Consider the following 16,820-nt stretch of genomic DNA (forward strand, 5'->3'; position numbering starts at 1 on the left):
ATGCAGTTCCCGCGCCCGGCGGCCCGGACCGGGGCGGCCACGCTGAAGACATGAACCACGCCACCGAGGCCCCCACCACCACCGTCCCCGTCGTCGACGTCTCCACCGTCGGGGCGACCAGCACCCCCCTCCAGCAGGCCATGCGCCTGGCCCGCCGGCACGGACCGGTCTTCCGGCGCCGTCTGCACGGCACCGACCGGCTCTTCGTCACCTCCCTGGACCTGGTCACCGAGCTCGCCGACGAGGAACGCTTCACCAAGCACGTCGGCCCGGCCCTGGAGAACGTCCGCGAGTTCACCGCCGACGGCCTGTTCACGGCGTACAACCACGAGCCCAACTGGGCCAAGGCGCACGACGTCCTGATGCCGGCCTTCGCCCTCGGCTCGATGCGCGCCTACCACCCCGCCATGCTCACCGTCGCCCGCCGCCTCACCGACGCCTGGGACGCCCGCCTCGCCTCGGGCACGCCCGTCGACGTCCCCGAGGACATGACGCGGATGACCCTGGACACCATCGGACTCGCCGGCTTCGGCTACGACTTCGAGTCCTTCGCGCGCGGCGACGAACCGCACCCGTTCGTCGGCGCCATGGTGCGCTGCCTGGACTGGAGCATGAACAAGCTCGGCCGGGACCCCGAGGGCGACCACGCGGCCGAGGACGCGGCGTTCCGCGTCGACGCCGCCTTCCTCGCCACCGTCGTCGACGACGTCATCAGCGCCCGCACGGCCTCCGGCGAGACCCGCACCGACGACCTCCTCGGCCTCATGCTCGGCGCCCCGCACCCCGCCGACGGCACCACCCTCGACCCGGCCAACATCCGCAACCAGGTCATCACCTTCCTCATCGCCGGCCACGAGACCACCTCCGGCGCCCTGTCCTTCGCCCTCCATCACCTGCTGAAGGACCCCGTCGCGCTGCGCCTGGCCCAGCGCGAGACCGACGAGCTGTGGGGCGACGAGAGCGACCCCGAGCCCACCTTCGAGGACATCGGCCGGCTGCGCTGGATCCGCCAGGTGCTGAACGAGGCGCTGCGGCTGTGGCCCACGGCGGCGGCCTTCACCCGCGAGGCCCGTGAGGACACCCTCCTCGGCGGCCGCTACCGGCTGCGGGCCGGCGAGGGCGTCACCGTCCTCACCCCGATGCTGCACCGCGACCCGGCCTGGGGCGACAACCCGGAGCTGTTCGACCCCACGCGCTTCGCGCCCGAGGCCGAGGCGGCGCGCTCCCCGCACGCCTACAAGCCGTTCGGCACCGGCGAACGCGCCTGCATCGGCCGGCAGTTCGCCCTGCACGAGGCCACCATGCTGCTGGGCCTGCTGGTCCACCGCTACCGGCTCATCGACCACACCGACTACCGGCTGCGTATCAAGGAGACCCTCACCCTCAAGCCCGACGGCTTCACGCTCACCCTCGCGCGCCGCACCCCCGCCGACCGCGGCGCACGGCGCGGCGCCCTGCCCGGCGGCCCGGCCGCGCCCGCACGGACGGCGGCCGGCGACGACCCCGCCCGGCCCACGCGCGCCCGGCAGGGCACCGGACTGCTGGTCCTCCACGGCTCGGCCTACGGCACCTGCCGCGAGCTGGCCCGCACCCTCGCCGACGACGCCGCCCGGCTCGGCTTCGACACCACCGTCGCCGCGCTGGACGACCACACCGGCGCCCTCCCCCGCGAGACGCCCGTGGTGATCGTCGCCGCCTCCTACAACGGCCGTCCCACCGACGACGCCGCCCGCTTCACGCGGTGGGCCGAACACGAGGCCGCGCCGGGAGCGGCCGACGCGGTGCCCTACGCCGTCCTCGGCGTCGGCGACCGCAACTGGGCCGCCACCTATCAGCGCGTCCCCACCCTCCTCGACGAACGCCTCGCCGCCCTCGGCGGCCACCGTCTGCTGCCCCGCGCCGCGGCCGACGCGTCCGGCGACCTGAACGGCACCGTCGAGGAGTTCGGCCGTGACCTGATGCGGACGCTGCTGGAGCGCTACGGCGACCCGGCGAGCGCCGGCGCCCCGGCGACGCCGGACGAGGGCCCCGCGTACACCGTCACCGAAGTGACCGGCGGACCACTGGCGGCGCTGGCCGCCCGCCACGACATGCTGCCGATGACCGTCACCGACTCCCGTCCGCTCACCGCGCCCGGCCACCCGCGCACCAAGCAGTTCCTGCGCCTGGCCCTCCCCGACGGCGTCACCTACCGCACCGCCGACCACCTCACCGTCCTGCCCGTCAACGACCCCCGGCTCGTCGCCCGGGCCGCCGCCCTCTTCGGCGTCGACCCCGCCACGGTCCTGGCCGTCCACCCGCGCCGCCCCGGGCGCGAGAGCCTCCCCCTCGACCGGCCCCTGACCGCCGGCGAACTCCTCTCCTACCACCTGGAACTGCAGCAACGCCCCACCCCGCGGCAGCTGGCCGCCCTCGCCGACCGCAACCCCTGCCCGCCCGAGCAGGCCGCCCTGAGGGCCGTGCGGCCCGACGACCCGCGCACCCTCCTGGACCTGATCGAGGACCACCCGGCGCTGCGCGGCGCCCTCGGCGCGGCCGCCCTGCCGGAGCTGCTGTCCCCGATGCGGCCGCGGCACTACTCCATCTCCTCCTCCCCCGCCCGCGATCCCCGCCACGTCGACCTGATGGTCTCCCTGCTGGAGGCACCCGCCCGCTCCGGCCGGGGCGACTTCCGGGGCACCGGCTCCGGGCACCTCGCCGGGCTCCGCCCCGGCGACACCGTCCTGGCCCGCGTCCAGCCGTGCCGCGAGGCGTTCCGCATCGCCGGCCACGACCGCACCCCCGTGGTGATGATCGCCGCCGGCACCGGGCTCGCCCCCTTCCGGGGCGCGGTCGCCGACCGCGCCGCCCTCGCCGCCGCCGGCGCCCCGGCCGCCCCCGCCCTGCTCTACTTCGGCTGTGACGCCCCCGACGCGGACTTCCTGCACGCCGACGAACTGCGGGCCGCCCAGGAGGCGGGCGCCGTCAGCCTGCGCCCCGCCTTCAGCGCCCGCCCCGAAGCCGGGGGCGGCCCGTTCGTCCAGCACCGGCTGGCCGCCGAGGGCGACGAGGTCTGGTCCCTGCTGGAGTCCGGGGCACGGGTGTACGTCTGCGGCGACGGCGCCCGCATGGCCCCGGGCGTACGGGCCGCACTGCGCGACCTGTACGCCCGCCGGACGGGCGCCGACGCCCGCGCCGCCGACGCCTGGCTGCGCGAACTGACCGACGCGGGCCGCTACGTCGAGGACGTCTACGCGGCCGGCTGACCCTGGCTCCCTGTCACTGTGTCAACTCACGTACCCTGCTCCTCGTTCATATCACCGACCCCCGACCCGGCCGGTGATGACGGCGCACGGAATGAGAGTGGTGGGGGCCATGCGCACGGCCATACGTACCGCAGTGACCGCGGCCGCAGCGGCGGCCGCACTGGCCGTACCGGCGGCACCGGCCGGAGCGACGGCGCCCGGTGCCGCCTCGTACGGCACGACGACGGCGGTAGGGGTGCACAACGCCTACGAACAGGCCAAGTACCCCTACTTCGCCGACGCCCTGGACTCCGGCGCCGGCCTGCTGGAACTCGACGTGTGGTCCAACGGGTTCGGTGGCCGCGCCTTCCGCGTCTCCCACGCCAACCCGGTGCGCAACGACAACAACTGCGAGGGCGCCGCGTCACCGGCCGAGCTGCGCACCAAGTCCCGCAACCAGCCGCTCTCCGGCTGCCTCGCCGACATCCGCGCCTGGCACGACGCCCACCCCGGCCACCGCCCCGTCCTGCTCAAGGTCGAGATGAAGGACGGATTCAACGCCAACAGCGGCCGCGGCCCCGCCGAGCTCGACGCCCTGCTCACCGCCACCCTCGGCGACGCCCTCTACCGCCCCGCCGACCTGATGGGCTCGCACGCCACCCTGGACGAGGCCGTCCGGGCCGACGGCTGGCCGGCCCGCCCGGCGCTGGCGGGCAAGTTCGTCGTCGAGCTCATCCCCGGCACGGTCGAGGAGGGCAACCCGGCCGACCGGCTCTGGACCGACCGCGAGTACGCCACGCACCTGCGCAACCTGGCCGCCTCCGGCCGCCTGGCCCGGGCCGGCGCCTTCCCCGCCGTCCACGGCGCGACGGCGGGCGACCCGCGCACCCGGTACGCCGACACCACGATCCGTCCGTGGTTCGTCCTCTTCGACGGCGACGCCACCGCGTACACCCAGGGCGGCATCGACACCGCCTGGTACGACAGCCGCCACTACCTGCTGGTGATGACGGACGCCCACAAGGTGCCGCCCGCCATTGACATCACCCGCCCCACGGAGCCCCAGGCACGCGAACGCCTCTCGCTCCTGGCCCGGGCCCACGCGAGCTTCGTCACGGCCGACTGGTACCCGCTGCCGCAGGTGCTGTCGGCGGTGGCGCCGCGCGGCTGACGCGCCCGGGTGCACCTGCGAAGGGCCCGTCGGCCCGGGGGCCGGCGGGCCGGGCACCGCTCACTTCAGCAGGCGTGACAGCCGCCGGTCGGCCAGCGGCTTGCCGCCCGTCTGGCAGGTCGGGCAGTACTGCAGCGACGAGTCGCTGAAGGAGACCTCGCGGACGGTGTCGCCGCACACCGGGCAGGGCTCCCCGGTGCGGCCGTGCACCCGCATGCCGCTCTTCTTCTCCGCCTTCAGCTCGGCGGCGGCGTGCCCGCGCGACCGTTCGACGGCCTCCCGCAAGGTCGTGCCCAGCGCTTCGTAGAGGTCGGCCGTCTCCGCGTCGGTGAGCGTCGCGGCGAGCTTGAACGGCGACATGCGGGCGGCGTGGAGGATCTCGTCGGAGTAGGCGTTGCCGATGCCGGCGATGACGCCCTGGTCGCGCAGGACGCCCTTGATCTGGCGGCGCTCGCCGCGCAGCAGCCCGGCGAAGACCTCCGCGGTGAAGCCGGGCGCGAGCGGGTCCGGGCCGAGGCGGGCGATGCCGGGGACGTCGGCGGGGTCGCGCACGCAGTACACGGCGAGCCGCTTCTGGGTGCCCGCCTCGGTCAGGTCGAAGCCGTCGCCGCCGTCCAGCCGCACCCGGAGGGCGAGCGGCCCCCTGCCCGGGCGCGGGGGTGCGGCCGGCAGGCTGTCGTGCCAGCGCAGCCAGCCCGCCCGGGCGAGGTGGAAGACCAGGTGCGGCCCGTCGTCCGTGGCCAGGTCGAGGAACTTGCCGTGCCGCCGCACGGCGGTGACCACGCGCCCTTCGACGGCGCTCAGCGGCGGGTCGTAGGTCTTGAGGACGCTCACCGCGGCGGGCAGCACGCGCTCGACCGTACGGCCCACGAGGCGCTCGGTCAGGAACCCGGTGAGGGCCTCGACCTCCGGCAGCTCCGGCATGGCTCCAGTCTGCCGCAGCGGGCGGGGGCGGCAACTCAGTGGACGGGGGCGCCCCAGTCGATGCGGTAGCCGGTGAGCCACTCGGTGCCGCCCCCGGTGTCGTCCGCCATGCGGCGGGCGACGTCCTCGTCGCGGGCGCGCCGTTCCCCCGGGGTGGCGGCCAGGCGGCCGGCCATGGCGGCGCTCATGGCGACGACCCGCTCGACGCGCTCGCGCCGCAGCCGCTCGTAGGCCGCGAACGCCTCCGCCGGGACCGGCAGGTCGCGCAGGCAGCGGGCCAGGACGACGCCGTCCTCGATGGCCATGGACGCGCCCTGGGCGGCGTTGGGGGCGGTGGCGTGGGCGGCGTCGCCGACGAGGACGGTACGGGCGTCGTGCCACACGGGTGTGGTGGGGATGTCGTAGGCGTTCGTCCCGACGATGTCGTCCCCGGTGGCGGCGGCGATCGCGGCGGCGGGGGTGCGGTCGTCCGCGAAGGTCTCGGTGACGCGGCTGCGCCACCGGCCGGGGGTGAGGGAGGCGAGCGAGGCCCTGGGCAGCTCCGCGCCGGGGACGTTGGCGAACCAGTAGGTCGTGCCGTCGGGCCCGGTGGTGCAGCCGAAGAAGCCGCGGCTGCCGTACATCATCCGGTAGGTGCCGGTCGGCACGCGGTGGCCGGTGGCACGGGTGCGGCCGCAGACGGTGAGCTGGCCGGTGTGGCGGGGGACGGGCGCGGCGGGGTCCAGCAGGGCGCGGGTGCGGGAGTGGATGCCGTCGGCGCCTATGAGCAGATCGCCTGCGGCGCGGGTGCCGTCCGCGAAGACCGCCGTGATCGCCGGGTGAGGGCCGCCGGAGGGACCGGTGGGGGTGTCGGTGGAGGTGGAGACGAGCCGTTTGCCGTACTCGACGCGGATGCCGCGCCGCGTGGCCTCGTCGCGCAGGGCCCGGTAGAGGGCGGCGCGCGGGAGGGTGCGCGGCCTCGGCCCGCCGCCGCTGCCGGCGATGGGCCGGGTGCCGAGCGTGCCGCCCGTGTCGCTGAGGAACTCCACGGTGCCGGAGGGGAAGGAGTGCTCGCGTACGGGCCGGTCGGCGCCGATGACGGACAGCGCCTCCAGCCCGTTGGCGAACAGGACGAGGAACGCCCCGGCGTGGTCGGCGCCGCTCGGGTACGCCTCGTAGACCGTGGAGCCGATGCCGGCCCGCTGGAGGGCCATCGCGGTGACGGGCCCGGCGATGCCGCCCCCGATGATCAGGGCATGGGTCATGGCGCTCCATCCCAAGACGTCGCGTCCGGCCTCCCGGTCATCGGATGCACCGATCGTCCGGTCGAACATGCATGCACGACGAAACCAGACGCGGTGCGGCGCGTCCAGAGCCCGTGGGGGCCACCGTCCCGGCCCGCGCGGCCCGCTGCCCCACCGGCACGCTGCCGTGGCCGCGGCTACCGCCCGGTGCGGAGCGCCCCCGCCAGGTAGGGCGCCGTGGCGCTCCCGGCGGCCTCCGCGACCTCGTGCGGGGTGCCGGACGCCACGATGCGGCCGCCCTCCTCTCCCCCGCCGGGGCCGAGGTCGATCACGTGGTCCGCGCCCGCCACCACGGCCATGTCGTGCTCGACGACCACGACCGTGTTGCCCGCCTCCACCAGCCCGTGCAGCTGGCGCAGCAGCACCTCCGTGTCCGCCGGGTGCAGGCCCGTCGTCGGCTCGTCCAGCACGTACAGCGTGTGCCCGCGGTGCGTGCGCTGCAGTTCGGCCGCGAGCTTGATGCGCTGCGCCTCGCCGCCGGACAGCTCCGTGGCGGGCTGGCCCAGCCGCAGGTAGCCCAGGCCCACGTCCTGCAGCGTGCGCAGTCCGCGCAGCGCGGCGGGCACGTCGGCGAGGAACGCGGCGGCCGCGTCCACGGTCATGTCGAGGACGTCGGCGATGGTCCTGCCGCGGTGGGTGATCTCCAGGGTGCCGGGGTTGTAGCGCGCTCCGCCGCACGCGGTGCAGGGTGCGTACGTTCCGGGCAGGAAGAGCAGTTCCACGGCGACGAACCCCTCGCCCTGGCAGACCTCGCAGCGCCCGGCGACGACGTTGAAGGAGAAGCGGCCGGCGCCGTAGCCGCGGGCCCGCGCCTCGTCCGTGGCCGCGAAGACCTTGCGCACGGCGTCGAACAGGCCGGTGTAGGTGGCGAGGTTGGAGCGGGGCGTGCGGCCGATCGGCTTCTGGTCGACGCGGACGAGCCGGCCGACGGCCGCGAGCCCCTCGGCCCGCACCTCCGGCTGCCGCCCCTCCAGGTGCGCCCCGACGGTCTCGGCCAGCGCCTCCCCCACCAGCGTCGACTTGCCCGAGCCGGACACGCCGGTGACGGCCGTGAAGACGCCGAGCGGGAAGTCCGCGTCGACGCCGCGGAGGTTGTGCCGGGTGATGCCGCGCAGCCGCAGCACGCCGGACGGCTCGCGGGGCGTACGGGCTCCGGGGGCGGCGCCGTCGGGGAACACGAACCGGCGCGTCGCCGACTCCGCGACGTCCGCGAGCCCGGCGACGGGTCCGCTGTAGAGCACCCGGCCCCCGTGCTCGCCGGCCTGCGGACCGACGTCGACGATCCAGTCGGCGCGGCGCACGACGTCCATGTGGTGCTCGACGACGAACAGCGAGTTGCCGGCGGCCTTGAGCCGGTCCAGCACGGTCAGCAGGGCGGCGCTGTCCGCCGGGTGCAGGCCCGCGGAGGGCTCGTCCAGGACGTAGACGACGCCGAAGAGGCCGGAGCGCAGCTGGGTGGCGAGCCGCAGCCGCTGCAGCTCTCCGGCGGAGAGGGTGGGGGTGGGCCGGTCGACGCTGAGGTAGCCCAGGCCCAGCTCGGTGAGGACCTCGATGCGGGCGACCAGGTCCCGGGCGAGGGCCGCGGCGGCGCCGTCGCCCGTACCGGCGGCCGGGCGCAACGTCCGCGCCAGCCCGGCGAGCGGCAGGGCGGCGAGGGCGGCGATGTCCTGCCCGGCGAAGGTGACGGCGAGCGCCTCGGGCCGCAGCCGTCGTCCTTCGCACGCGGGACAGGGCCGGCTCACCAGGTGCCGTTCGGCGCGGGCCCGCAGCACGGCGCTCTTGGAGTCGGCGAAGGTGTGCAGCACGTAGCGCCGGGCGCTCATGTACGTGCCCTGGTAGGGGCGTTGGATGCGGTCGGCGTCCCGCACGGGGTGGACGGTGACGACGGGCTGCTCGTCGGTGAAGAGGATCCAGTCGCGGTCCGCCCGCGGCAGCTCCCGCCAGGGCCGGTCGACGTCGTGGCCGAGCGTGTGCAGGATGTCCCGGAGGTTCTTGCCCTGCCATGCTCCCGGCCAGGCGGCGATGGCGCCGTCGCGGATGGACAGCGACGGGTCCGGGACGAGGGAGTCCTCGGTGACGGTGTGGACCAGGCCCATGCCGTGGCACTCGGGGCAGGCGCCGGTGGCGGTGTTGGGCGAGAAGGCGTCGGAGTCCAGCCGCGCCGCCCCCTCGGGGTAGGTGCCGGCGCGGGAGTAGAGCATGCGCAGGGAGTTGGAGAGCGTGGTGACCGTGCCGACGGAGGAACGCGAGGTGGGCGCGGAGCGCCGCTGCTCCAGCGCGACGGCGGGCGGCAGCCCGGTGATCTCCTCCACCTTCGGCGCGCCGACCTGGTGGATGAGGCGGCGGGCGTAGGGGGCGACGGACTCGAAGTAGCGGCGCTGGGCCTCGGCGTAGACGGTGCCGAAGGCGAGGGAGGACTTGCCGGAGCCGGAGACGCCGGTGAAGACGACGAGGGCGTCGCGGGGGATGTCGACGTCGACGGACCTGAGGTTGTGCTCGCGGGCGCCGCGCACGCGGACGCAGGGGTCGTGCGGGGTGGCCTCCGGCCGGGATGCCGGGTCGTGCATGGGGGCTCCGCGGGGTCGGTGCGTGCGGGTGCGGGCCGATCCTACGTTCCCCTCCCCGCCGCCCCCCGCAACCGGGGCTCCGCCCCGGACCCCGGTCCTCGACCTCCCCCAGCTACCGCTGGGAGGTACCCCCACCCCAGCTACCGCTGGGCGGTACCCCCACCCCAGCTACCGCTGGGAGGTACCCCCACCCCAGCTACCGCTGGGCGGTACCCCCACCCCAGCTACCGCTGGGAGGTACCCCCACCCCAGCTACCGCTGGGAGGTACCCCCACCCCGGCTACCGCTGGGGGAGGGGGCGGGGAAGAGTCCTCCGGGGTGCCAAGCTGGGGGCATGCATGACACCCTGCCCGGCCACGTCCTCGTCGTGGACGACGACCCCACCGTCGCCGAGATCGTGGCGGGCTACCTCACCCGCGCCGGCTTCAGCACCGCCCGCGCGGCGGACGGCCCCGCCGCCCTGGCGGCGGCCGCCGCCGTCCGGCCCGATCTCGTCGTCCTCGACCTCATGCTCCCCGGCGGCATGGACGGCTTCGCGGTGTGCCACGCACTGCGCCGCGACCACGGCGCCCTCCCCGTGATCATGCTGACGGCGCGCGGCGAGGAGGAGGACCGCATCCTCGGCCTGGAGGTCGGCGCGGACGACTACGTCACCAAGCCGTTCAGCCCCCGCGAACTCGTCCTGCGCGTCCGGTCGGTCCTGCGCCGCACCCGCCCGGTCGCGACGCCGGCCGCACCGCCGCTGTGCGCGGCCGGCCTGACGCTCGACCCCGTGGCCCGGCGCGCCACGAAGGACGGCGGGGAACTGGCCCTCACGCTCCGCGAGTTCGACCTGCTGGCCTTCCTGCTGCGCCACCCCGGGCGGGCCTGTGCCCGCGAGGAGCTGATGCGCGAGGTGTGGGGCTGGGAGTTCGGCGACGTGTCCACCGTGACGGTCCACGTGCGGCGGCTGCGCGCCAAGGTCGAGGACGACCCCGCCCGGCCGCGGCTGATCCAGACCGTGTGGGGAGTCGGCTACCGCTTCACCGCGCACCCCGGCGAGGAGGCACCCGGCCATGCGTGACGTGCTGCTCATCGCCCTCTACGCCCTCCTCGGCGCCGCCGGCGCCGGGCTGCTGGGCGCCCTCGCGCTCCGGGCCCTGCGCCACCGGTCCGTCGCCGTGTCGCTCGCCGTGGTGGCCGCGGTCCCGGTGGCCGCGATGCTCGCCGGGACGCTGACGGTGGCGTGGGCGATGTTCCTGTCCTCGCACGACCTGACCGCCGTGACGACCGTGTGCGCGATGGCCGCCGTGATCTCGCTGGCGACCGCGCTGCTCCTCGGGCGCTGGGTGGTGGCGCGCAGCGCGGACCTGACCCGCGCCGCCCGTTCCTTCGGCGAGGCCGGTGCGTTCGCGGCCCCCGGCGGCGGGGCCACGGCCGAACTGGACGCGCTCTCCCGCGAGCTGGCCGCGACCAGCGCCAGGCTCGCCGCGTCCCGCGAGCGCGAGCGCGCCCTCGACGCGTCGCGGCGCGAGCTCGTCGCATGGATCTCGCACGACCTGCGCACGCCGCTGGCCGGGCTGCGCGCCATGTCCGAGGCGCTGGAGGACGGGGTGGCCGAGGAGCCGGAGCGCTACCACCGGCAGATCCGCACCGAGGTGGACCGCCTCAACGCCATGGTCGGCGATCTCTTCGAGCTCTCCCGCATCCACGCCGGGGCCCTGCCGCTGCGCCCGAGCCGCTTGTCGGTGGACGACCTGGTGGAGGGAGCGCTGGCGGGGGCCGGCCCGTTGGCCCGCGAGCACGGCGTCCGTCTGGTGGGGGACGCGGTCGAGGCGGTGACCGTCGAGGTGGACGGCAGGGAGATGACGCGGGTGCTGGGGAACCTGCTGGTCAATGCGATCCACCGGACGCCCGCCGACGGGACGGTCGCGGTGGCCGCGCGGCGCACCGGCGCCGGCGTCGTGCTCTCCGTCACGGACGAGTGCGGCGGCATCGCGGAGGAGGACCTGCCGCGTGTCTTCGACACCGGCTGGCGCGGCTCGGCGGCCCGTACCCCGCCGGCCGGCGGGTACGGCGGCGCGGGCCTGGGGCTGGCGATCGTGCGCGGCATCGTCGAGGCGCACACCGGCCGGGCGACGGTGCGCAACGTGCCCGGCGGTTGCCGGTTCGAGGTGACGCTGCCGGTGGCCGGATCGTAGGAACGGGCCCTCGCGGTCGTCAGCTTGGGGCCCTGGTGGCCCCGCGGAGGGTGATCACGGGCCAAGGCGCTGACGTGATCAGGGGCCGTGCGCCACGATGCAGCCTCCGGCAGAGCCACGACCGTGGAAGTGAACGGGATAGCCCATGTCCGACACTGACGCAGCAACAGGTTCCGGTACGGGCGGCAGCGGCTCCGGTCCCCTGCGCAGGATCGCCGCCGCGGTCGACCGGGAGCGGGACGCCTCCTCCCGCACGTGCCTGACGTGCGGCGGACCGACCAGGGTGGTGGTGCGGGAGGAGCTCACCGGGCACAGCCCGCCCGTCGTCAGCGCGCGGAAGGAGTGTGCGGGCCCGGGGTGTCCCCGTCCGTGACCGCGGCCGGCGGCAGCCCGGTGGCCGGCGCGGCGGCCGTGCGGGAGGCCCAGCGCTGCTCGACCTTCGCCAGGCGCCAGTAGGCGAGCGCGATCGCCCACACCACCACGAACAGGCCGACGATGACGAAGCCGACGTTGTCGAGGTTCAGCCCGGCGATCCAGCCGCTGACCGGGTCGTCGAGGCCGAGCTTCTCGTGCAGGACGCCGACCAGTTCGATGGTGCCGATGAGGAAGGCGACGGCGATGGACAGGCCGGTGATGGTGAGGTTGTAGTAGACCTTGCGCACCGGGTTGGAGAACGCCCACTGGTAGGCGAAGTTCATGAACGTGCCGTCGAGGGTGTCGAAGAGGCTCATGCCGGCGGCGAACAGCAGCGGCAGGCACAGGATCGCGTACCACGGCAGCCCGGCGGCGGCGCCGCTGCCGGCCATCACCATCAGCGTGACCTCGGTGGCCGTGTCGAAGCCGAGGCCGAAGAGGAAGCCCAGCGGGTACATCTGCCCGGGGCGGGTGATGGAGCGGGTGAAGCGCCCGAGGAGGCGGTTCATGAACCCGCGTGAGTCCAGGTGCTGCTCCAGCTCGGCCTCGTCGTAGCGGCCTTCGCGCATGGCCCGGAAGATGCGCAGGATGCCGGCGAGCGCGATGAGGTTGAGGGCGGCGATGAGGTAGAGGAAGCCGCCGGAGACGGTGGTGCCGACGATGCCGAGGGTCTGGTGGGTGGTGGACTCCTCGTCCATCAGCGTCCCGGCGAGCTGGGTGCCGCCGGCGACCAGCAGGGCCATCAGGACGACGACGCTGGAGTGGCCGAGGGCGAACCAGAAGCCGACGGAGACCGGGCGCTTGCCGTCGGCCATCAGCTTGCGGGTGGTGTTGTCGATGGCGGCGATGTGGTCGGCGTCGAAGGCGTGCCGCATGCCGAGGGTGTAGGCGGTGACGCCGAGGCCGACGCCGAAGACCTTGGAGTCGACGGTGTAGTGGTTCGGGACGACGAGCAGGAAGAGCACGCCGAAGGCGACGACGTGCAGGGCGGCTATGACGGCCAGCAGGCCGGCCGTCCGCACGGTGTCCTGGCGGCGCCAGCGGAAGGCGGGCAGGACGCCGCCGGGTGATGCGGCGGGATCGGCGGGACTGTCGGAAACCGACGGGAGGACAGACATGGTGGGGTGAACGCTCCAGCACCTCGTGGATCATTTCGAGATGCCGTGGCCGGTCTCCTGGCTTACGGGTCCGTACGCCACCGCCCCAGCCTTCCCGGCAGCCGGATGCTGCCAGTGGCTCCGCGCACCGGGGGTGCGCGGAACGGGACGGTCACTCCCCGATCACAGTGGCGAGGGCCGCTCCGGAATCGGACCACGGGGGTCTGTCACCGGTCTTCCCGAACACCACGGCCGGGCCACCTTAGCGCCCGGCCGCCCTCCTGCGGCACAAAAGTGGCTCTTGCCACGTTGTCGCAACAAGCTCCGCCCTGGTCACGGACGCCCCGTCACGGCGTGGGCCGTTCCAGCGCGTGGCCGCCGAAGCCCCGCTCGCCGTCGGAGATGCGCCGCCACCAGTCCTCGACCGTCCGCTGGTCCATGGCCGCCCAGTCGGGGGTGGCCTCGACCTGCGCCCGGCCGAGCCGCCGGGCGAGATCGACCACGGCGCGCCCGCTGGGCGAGCGTTCGGCGTCGTAGGCCCGCACCCCCTCGGCCCAGGAATCCGCCGCGCGCAGGGACCGCTCCAGCACCACCACGTCCTGCAGCGCCTTGACCGCGCCGCCGCCCATGTGCGGGCGGGCCACCGAGGCCGCGTCGCCCACCAGGACGAGGCGGTCCTGGCCGTAGTGGGGCACGGCGAGGTCGTACAGCGGCTGGACCGCGGCCGCGGAGCGCGGCGTGGCACGGACCACGTCCTGCCAGTACGGCGGGAAGTGCCGCTCGACGATGCTCTCGTGATGCTCGGTCAGCTCGGCGGTCACCCTGCCGGGCGGCAGGCTGGTCGGGTCGGCCGACGCCAGGGCGACGGTGGACGGCGGGGTGGCGTAGAAGACCCAGTTGGCACCGACGCCTTCCCCGCGCGGGCCGGGAATGCGGTAGGCGATCATGTGGCCGCCGGGGAAGGTGACGGTCGTCGCCTCGCCCTCGGGCCAGGCGGAGCGCGGCTCCGGCAGCAGCTCGCCGGGGACGGCGCCGCGCCAGGCCAGGTAACCCGCGTAGCCGGGCAGCTCGGGGGTGGGCGTCGCGGCCCGGACGACGGAGCGGTATCCGTCCGCGCCGACCACCAGGTCGAAGCGCTCCTCGCCGCCGCCGGCGAAGCACAGCGTGACCCCGTCCGGTGCGGGCACCACCCGTTCCACCACGGCGCCCTGCACGTACGCCACGGACGCGGGCATGCGGGCCCGCAGCGCGCTCCACAGCGGACCCCAGGCGTACGAGCGGAAGGGGAACGGCACCCCGCCCAGCAGCCGTCCGGCGTGCCCGCCGCCCTCGGCGGTGATCCAGGTGCGCCGGGTGAGCCGCACCCACGGCATCGAGGCGTCGGTGTACCCGGCGGCCTCCAGCTCGGCGTAGCGTTCCTTGTGCACCGCGAGGCCGATGCCGCGGTCGTGGAGCGCGCCGGCCGCCCGCTCGTAGACGACGACCTCGCCGGCGCCGGCCCTGGTCAGTGCCAGGGCGGCCGCGCATCCCGCGACGCTGCCGCCCACGACGGCCACTCTTCCTCCGCGCATGCCCCGCCCCTTCCTTCGCAATGGCGCCACGTGCCGCCCGATAGCACTCCGTGCACAGATCTTGACCGACCGTCGGGCACAGGGCCAGAGTCTCCGACACTCCGCAGGTGATGGACGCGTCGGGCGGGCCGGTGTACCAGTGCAGTATGACGAGAAGGGGCTGACGCCATGACAGATTCGGCAGCGCGCACGGAACACGGGCCCGGGGAGCCGGCGGTGCCGGGCCAGCGGGGCGCGTTCGTGCGCCGCATCGGCCTGTTCCAGGCCACCGCCATCAACATGAGCCAGATGTGCGGCATCGGTCCCTTCGTGACCATCCCGCTGATGGTGGCCTCCTTCGGCGGGCCGCAGGCGGTGATCGGCTTCGTGGCCGGTGCGGTGCTGGCCCTGGCCGACGGGCTGATCTGGGCGGAGCTCGGCGCGGCGATGCCGGGTGCGGGCGGCAGCTACGTCTACCTGCGGCAGGCGTACCAGTACCGCACGGGCAAGCTGGTGCCGTTCCTGTTCGTGTGGACGGCGATGCTCTTCATCCCGATCGGCATGTCCACGGGCATCATCGGCTTCGTGCAGTACCTGGGCTACCTCTGGCCGGGCATGGGGCAGACGGAGGGCGACGTGACGGGCCTAGCCGTCATCGCGCTCATCGTCACGCTGCTGTGGCGGCGGGTCGACCACATCGCACGGATCACGGCCGTGCTGTGGTGCGTCATGCTCACCTCGGTGCTGCTCGTCATCATCGCCGCGTTCAGCAACTTCAGCCCCGACCGGGCCTTCACCTATCCGGCGCACGCCTTCGAGGTGACGACCCATCACTTCTGGATCGGCTTCGCCGCGGGCCTGACCATCGGCATCTACGACTACCTGGGCTACAACACCGTCGCCTATCTGGGTGCCGAGATCAAGAATCCCGGTCGCACGGTGCCGCGGGCGATCGTCTACTCGATCCTCGGCATCATGGGCATCTACCTGCTGCTGCAGATCGGCACGCTGGGGGTGATCGACTGGAAGGAGATGCTCGACCCCGGGTCTACGGCCTCCTCCTCCGTGGCCTCCGCGGTGCTGGAACGCTCCTGGGGCAAGGGCGCGGCGAACGTCGTCACGCTGCTGATCCTGGTCACGGCGGGCGCGTCGGTCCTGACCGGGCTGCTGGGCGGTTCGCGCGCGCCCTACGACGCCGCCCGCGAGAAGGTCTTCTTCCGCCCGTACGCCAAGCTCCATCCCCGGCACGGCTTCCCGGTGCTGGGGCTGGGGACGATGGGCGTCCTCACCGCCGTGGGCTTCCTGATCGGCCGTCACACCGACCTGGCCACGCTCATCCAGCTGCTGACCGCCGTGATGGTGATCGTGCAGGCCCTGGCGCAGGTGCTGGCGCTGTCGGTGCTGCGGCGACGGCAGCCGGGTCTGCGGCGGCCGTACCGGGTGTGGCTCCACCCGCTGCCCAGTGTGGTGGCGCTGGTCGGCTGGCTGGTCATCTACGGCTACGCGGACGAGAACGCCCCGGGGCGGCACCCGATCGAGTGGTCGCTCGCCTGGGTCGCGGCCGGCTGTGTGGCGTTCGTGCTGTGGGCGGCGTACGAGAAGGTGTGGCCGTTCGGGCCGCGGGAGATCAGCGAGGAGTACCTGCACGCCCCGGATCCCGACGCCGTCCCCGATGCCGCGGACGACCGGGGTCAGGACCCCGACGGGAACCCCGACAGCAAGGAGCCGACCCCTGCCTGACGGGGCGTCGGCGGGGCCGGCCCCGCGGACCGGACTCCGGTGGTCCGGCCGAACGGTGATAAAACGGCACCCATGCCCGTGACCACTGCCCCCTCTCCGTCCTCTCCCGCCGCCCAGCAGCGCAGGCTGCTCTGGCACCGCCTGATATTCGGGCTCTGGTACCGGCCCGTCGAAGTCCTCGACGAGGCCCGGGACCGGAGCGTGTGGGGGGCGGCCGCATTCGTGTCCCTGCTGTGCGGGGCGCTCGGGACGCTGGCCAAGGACTCCTTCTGGGGGCAGTGGGGCGTGAGCCCCGTGCTCGCGCTGGAGGCGATGGCCATCGGCTCCGCGGTGATGATGCTGGCGAGCCTGCTGCTGGGCGCCGCCACCCACGCGATCGCGCGGCGGCTGGGCGGCAACGGCAGGTTCGGGCCCACGACGAGTCTGTTCGTGGTCATCTTCTGGGCGAGCGACCTGCCCCGGCTGGCCCTCGACACCTGGCTGTCGGCGGGCTCGATGCCCGTGCGGGCCGCCGCCTCGGTGACGGCGGCCTTCGGCTGCGCCCTCGCGACGCTGCTGATCCGCGGTCAGCACCACCTGCCGACCCACCGGGCCGTGGCGTCGGTGAGCATCCAGATGCTGGCGGCGGTGGTCCTGCTGAAGTTCCCGCCGGGCAGCGGCTGAGCCGGAC

The 16,820-nt window shown here is 74.6% G+C and carries 11 protein-coding genes and 1 riboswitch; of the genes, 6 read left to right on the forward strand and 5 right to left on the reverse strand.

Annotated elements, in window-relative coordinates; genetic code table 11:
• Positions 1–50 precede the first annotated feature (50 nt).
• Together LE181_RS08030 and LE181_RS08035 are read left to right on the forward strand one after the other, a co-directional pair.
• The gene (locus LE181_RS08030) at positions 51–3,245 is read left to right on the forward strand and encodes a bifunctional cytochrome P450/NADPH--P450 reductase (RefSeq protein WP_225660495.1); all 3,195 of its coding nucleotides are present in this window, start codon (positions 51–53) and stop codon (positions 3,243–3,245) included.
• Positions 3,246–3,354: 109 nt separating this feature from the next.
• Positions 3,355–4,395: a phosphatidylinositol-specific phospholipase C domain-containing protein gene (locus tag LE181_RS08035; RefSeq protein ID WP_225660496.1), complete on the forward strand. Its 1,041-nt coding sequence runs from the start codon at positions 3,355–3,357 to the stop codon at positions 4,393–4,395.
• 60 nt (positions 4,396–4,455) lie between these two features.
• Here the strand turns inward: LE181_RS08035 and LE181_RS08040 are convergent, their stop codons facing one another.
• The 3 genes from LE181_RS08040 to LE181_RS08050 all read right to left on the reverse strand — a co-directional run bounded on the left by LE181_RS08040 (position 4,456) and on the right by LE181_RS08050 (position 9,169).
• Positions 4,456–5,319 carry an Fpg/Nei family DNA glycosylase gene (locus LE181_RS08040; protein ID WP_225660497.1) on the reverse strand — a complete coding sequence of 288 codons (864 nt, stop codon included), beginning with the start codon at positions 5,317–5,319 and terminating at the stop codon, positions 4,456–4,458.
• 35 nt (positions 5,320–5,354) lie between these two features.
• The gene (locus LE181_RS08045; RefSeq protein ID WP_225660498.1) at positions 5,355–6,563 is read right to left on the reverse strand and encodes an FAD-dependent monooxygenase; all 1,209 of its coding nucleotides are present in this window, start codon (positions 6,561–6,563) and stop codon (positions 5,355–5,357) included.
• Positions 6,564–6,739: 176 nt separating this feature from the next.
• The gene (locus tag LE181_RS08050; RefSeq protein ID WP_225660499.1) at positions 6,740–9,169 is read right to left on the reverse strand and encodes an excinuclease ABC subunit UvrA; all 2,430 of its coding nucleotides are present in this window, start codon (positions 9,167–9,169) and stop codon (positions 6,740–6,742) included.
• Positions 9,170–9,503: 334 nt separating this feature from the next.
• On the opposite strand from LE181_RS08050, the gene LE181_RS08055 reads away from it, so the two are divergent.
• Entirely contained in the window at positions 9,504–10,232 is a 729-nt protein-coding gene (locus LE181_RS08055; RefSeq protein ID WP_225660500.1) for a response regulator, read from the forward strand.
• Positions 10,225–11,349, forward strand: coding sequence for a sensor histidine kinase (locus LE181_RS08060; RefSeq protein WP_225660501.1), 1,125 nt, complete (start codon positions 10,225–10,227; stop codon positions 11,347–11,349). The genes LE181_RS08055 and LE181_RS08060 overlap by 8 nt, the downstream gene beginning before the upstream one ends.
• Before the next feature lie 326 nt (positions 11,350–11,675).
• On the opposite strand, the gene nicT is transcribed toward LE181_RS08060, so the two are convergent.
• Together nicT and LE181_RS08070 are read right to left on the reverse strand one after the other, a co-directional pair.
• Positions 11,676–12,881, reverse strand: coding sequence for a Nickel transporter NicT (gene nicT, locus LE181_RS08065; RefSeq protein WP_225660502.1), 1,206 nt, complete (start codon positions 12,879–12,881; stop codon positions 11,676–11,678).
• A 30-nt stretch (positions 12,882–12,911) separates the two neighbouring features.
• Positions 12,912–13,126, reverse strand: a riboswitch (cobalamin riboswitch).
• Between the two features lie 81 nt (positions 13,127–13,207).
• A complete protein-coding gene (locus tag LE181_RS08070; RefSeq protein WP_225660503.1) occupies positions 13,208–14,431 on the reverse strand; it encodes an FAD-dependent monooxygenase in 1,224 nt (407 codons plus the stop codon).
• A 168-nt stretch (positions 14,432–14,599) separates the two neighbouring features.
• On the opposite strand from LE181_RS08070, the gene LE181_RS08075 reads away from it, so the two are divergent.
• Positions 14,600–16,150 (forward strand): APC family permease, encoded by a 1,551-nt coding sequence (locus tag LE181_RS08075; RefSeq protein WP_225660504.1) that lies wholly within the window; start codon positions 14,600–14,602, stop codon positions 16,148–16,150.
• A 72-nt stretch (positions 16,151–16,222) separates the two neighbouring features.
• Positions 16,223–16,813, forward strand: coding sequence for a YIP1 family protein (locus tag LE181_RS08080; protein WP_225660505.1), 591 nt, complete (start codon positions 16,223–16,225; stop codon positions 16,811–16,813).
• Positions 16,814–16,820: the final 7 nt, after the last annotated feature.

The sequence above is a fragment of the Streptomyces sichuanensis genome, from assembly GCF_020328095.1.
In the GTDB taxonomy this organism is placed as follows: domain Bacteria; phylum Actinomycetota; class Actinomycetes; order Streptomycetales; family Streptomycetaceae; genus Streptomyces; species Streptomyces cinnamoneus.

Excerpts from the sequence above, each read along its gene's own strand:
- LE181_RS08050 (WP_225660499.1), bottom strand. The coding sequence starts at position 9,169 with ATGCACGACCCGGCATCCCGGCCGGAGGCCACCCCGCACGACCCCTGC.
- nicT (WP_225660502.1), bottom strand. The coding sequence starts at position 12,881 with ATGTCTGTCCTCCCGTCGGTTTCCGACAGTCCCGCCGATCCCGCCGCA.
- LE181_RS08075 (WP_225660504.1), top strand. The coding sequence starts at position 14,600 with ATGACAGATTCGGCAGCGCGCACGGAACACGGGCCCGGGGAGCCGGCG.
- LE181_RS08080 (WP_225660505.1), top strand. The coding sequence starts at position 16,223 with ATGCCCGTGACCACTGCCCCCTCTCCGTCCTCTCCCGCCGCCCAGCAG.
- LE181_RS08070 (WP_225660503.1), bottom strand. The coding sequence starts at position 14,431 with ATGCGCGGAGGAAGAGTGGCCGTCGTGGGCGGCAGCGTCGCGGGATGC.
- LE181_RS08040 (WP_225660497.1), bottom strand. The coding sequence starts at position 5,319 with ATGCCGGAGCTGCCGGAGGTCGAGGCCCTCACCGGGTTCCTGACCGAG.
- LE181_RS08060 (WP_225660501.1), top strand. The coding sequence starts at position 10,225 with ATGCGTGACGTGCTGCTCATCGCCCTCTACGCCCTCCTCGGCGCCGCC.
- LE181_RS08030 (WP_225660495.1), top strand. The coding sequence starts at position 51 with ATGAACCACGCCACCGAGGCCCCCACCACCACCGTCCCCGTCGTCGAC.
- LE181_RS08045 (WP_225660498.1), bottom strand. The coding sequence starts at position 6,563 with ATGACCCATGCCCTGATCATCGGGGGCGGCATCGCCGGGCCCGTCACC.
- LE181_RS08055 (WP_225660500.1), top strand. The coding sequence starts at position 9,504 with ATGCATGACACCCTGCCCGGCCACGTCCTCGTCGTGGACGACGACCCC.
- LE181_RS08035 (WP_225660496.1), top strand. The coding sequence starts at position 3,355 with ATGCGCACGGCCATACGTACCGCAGTGACCGCGGCCGCAGCGGCGGCC.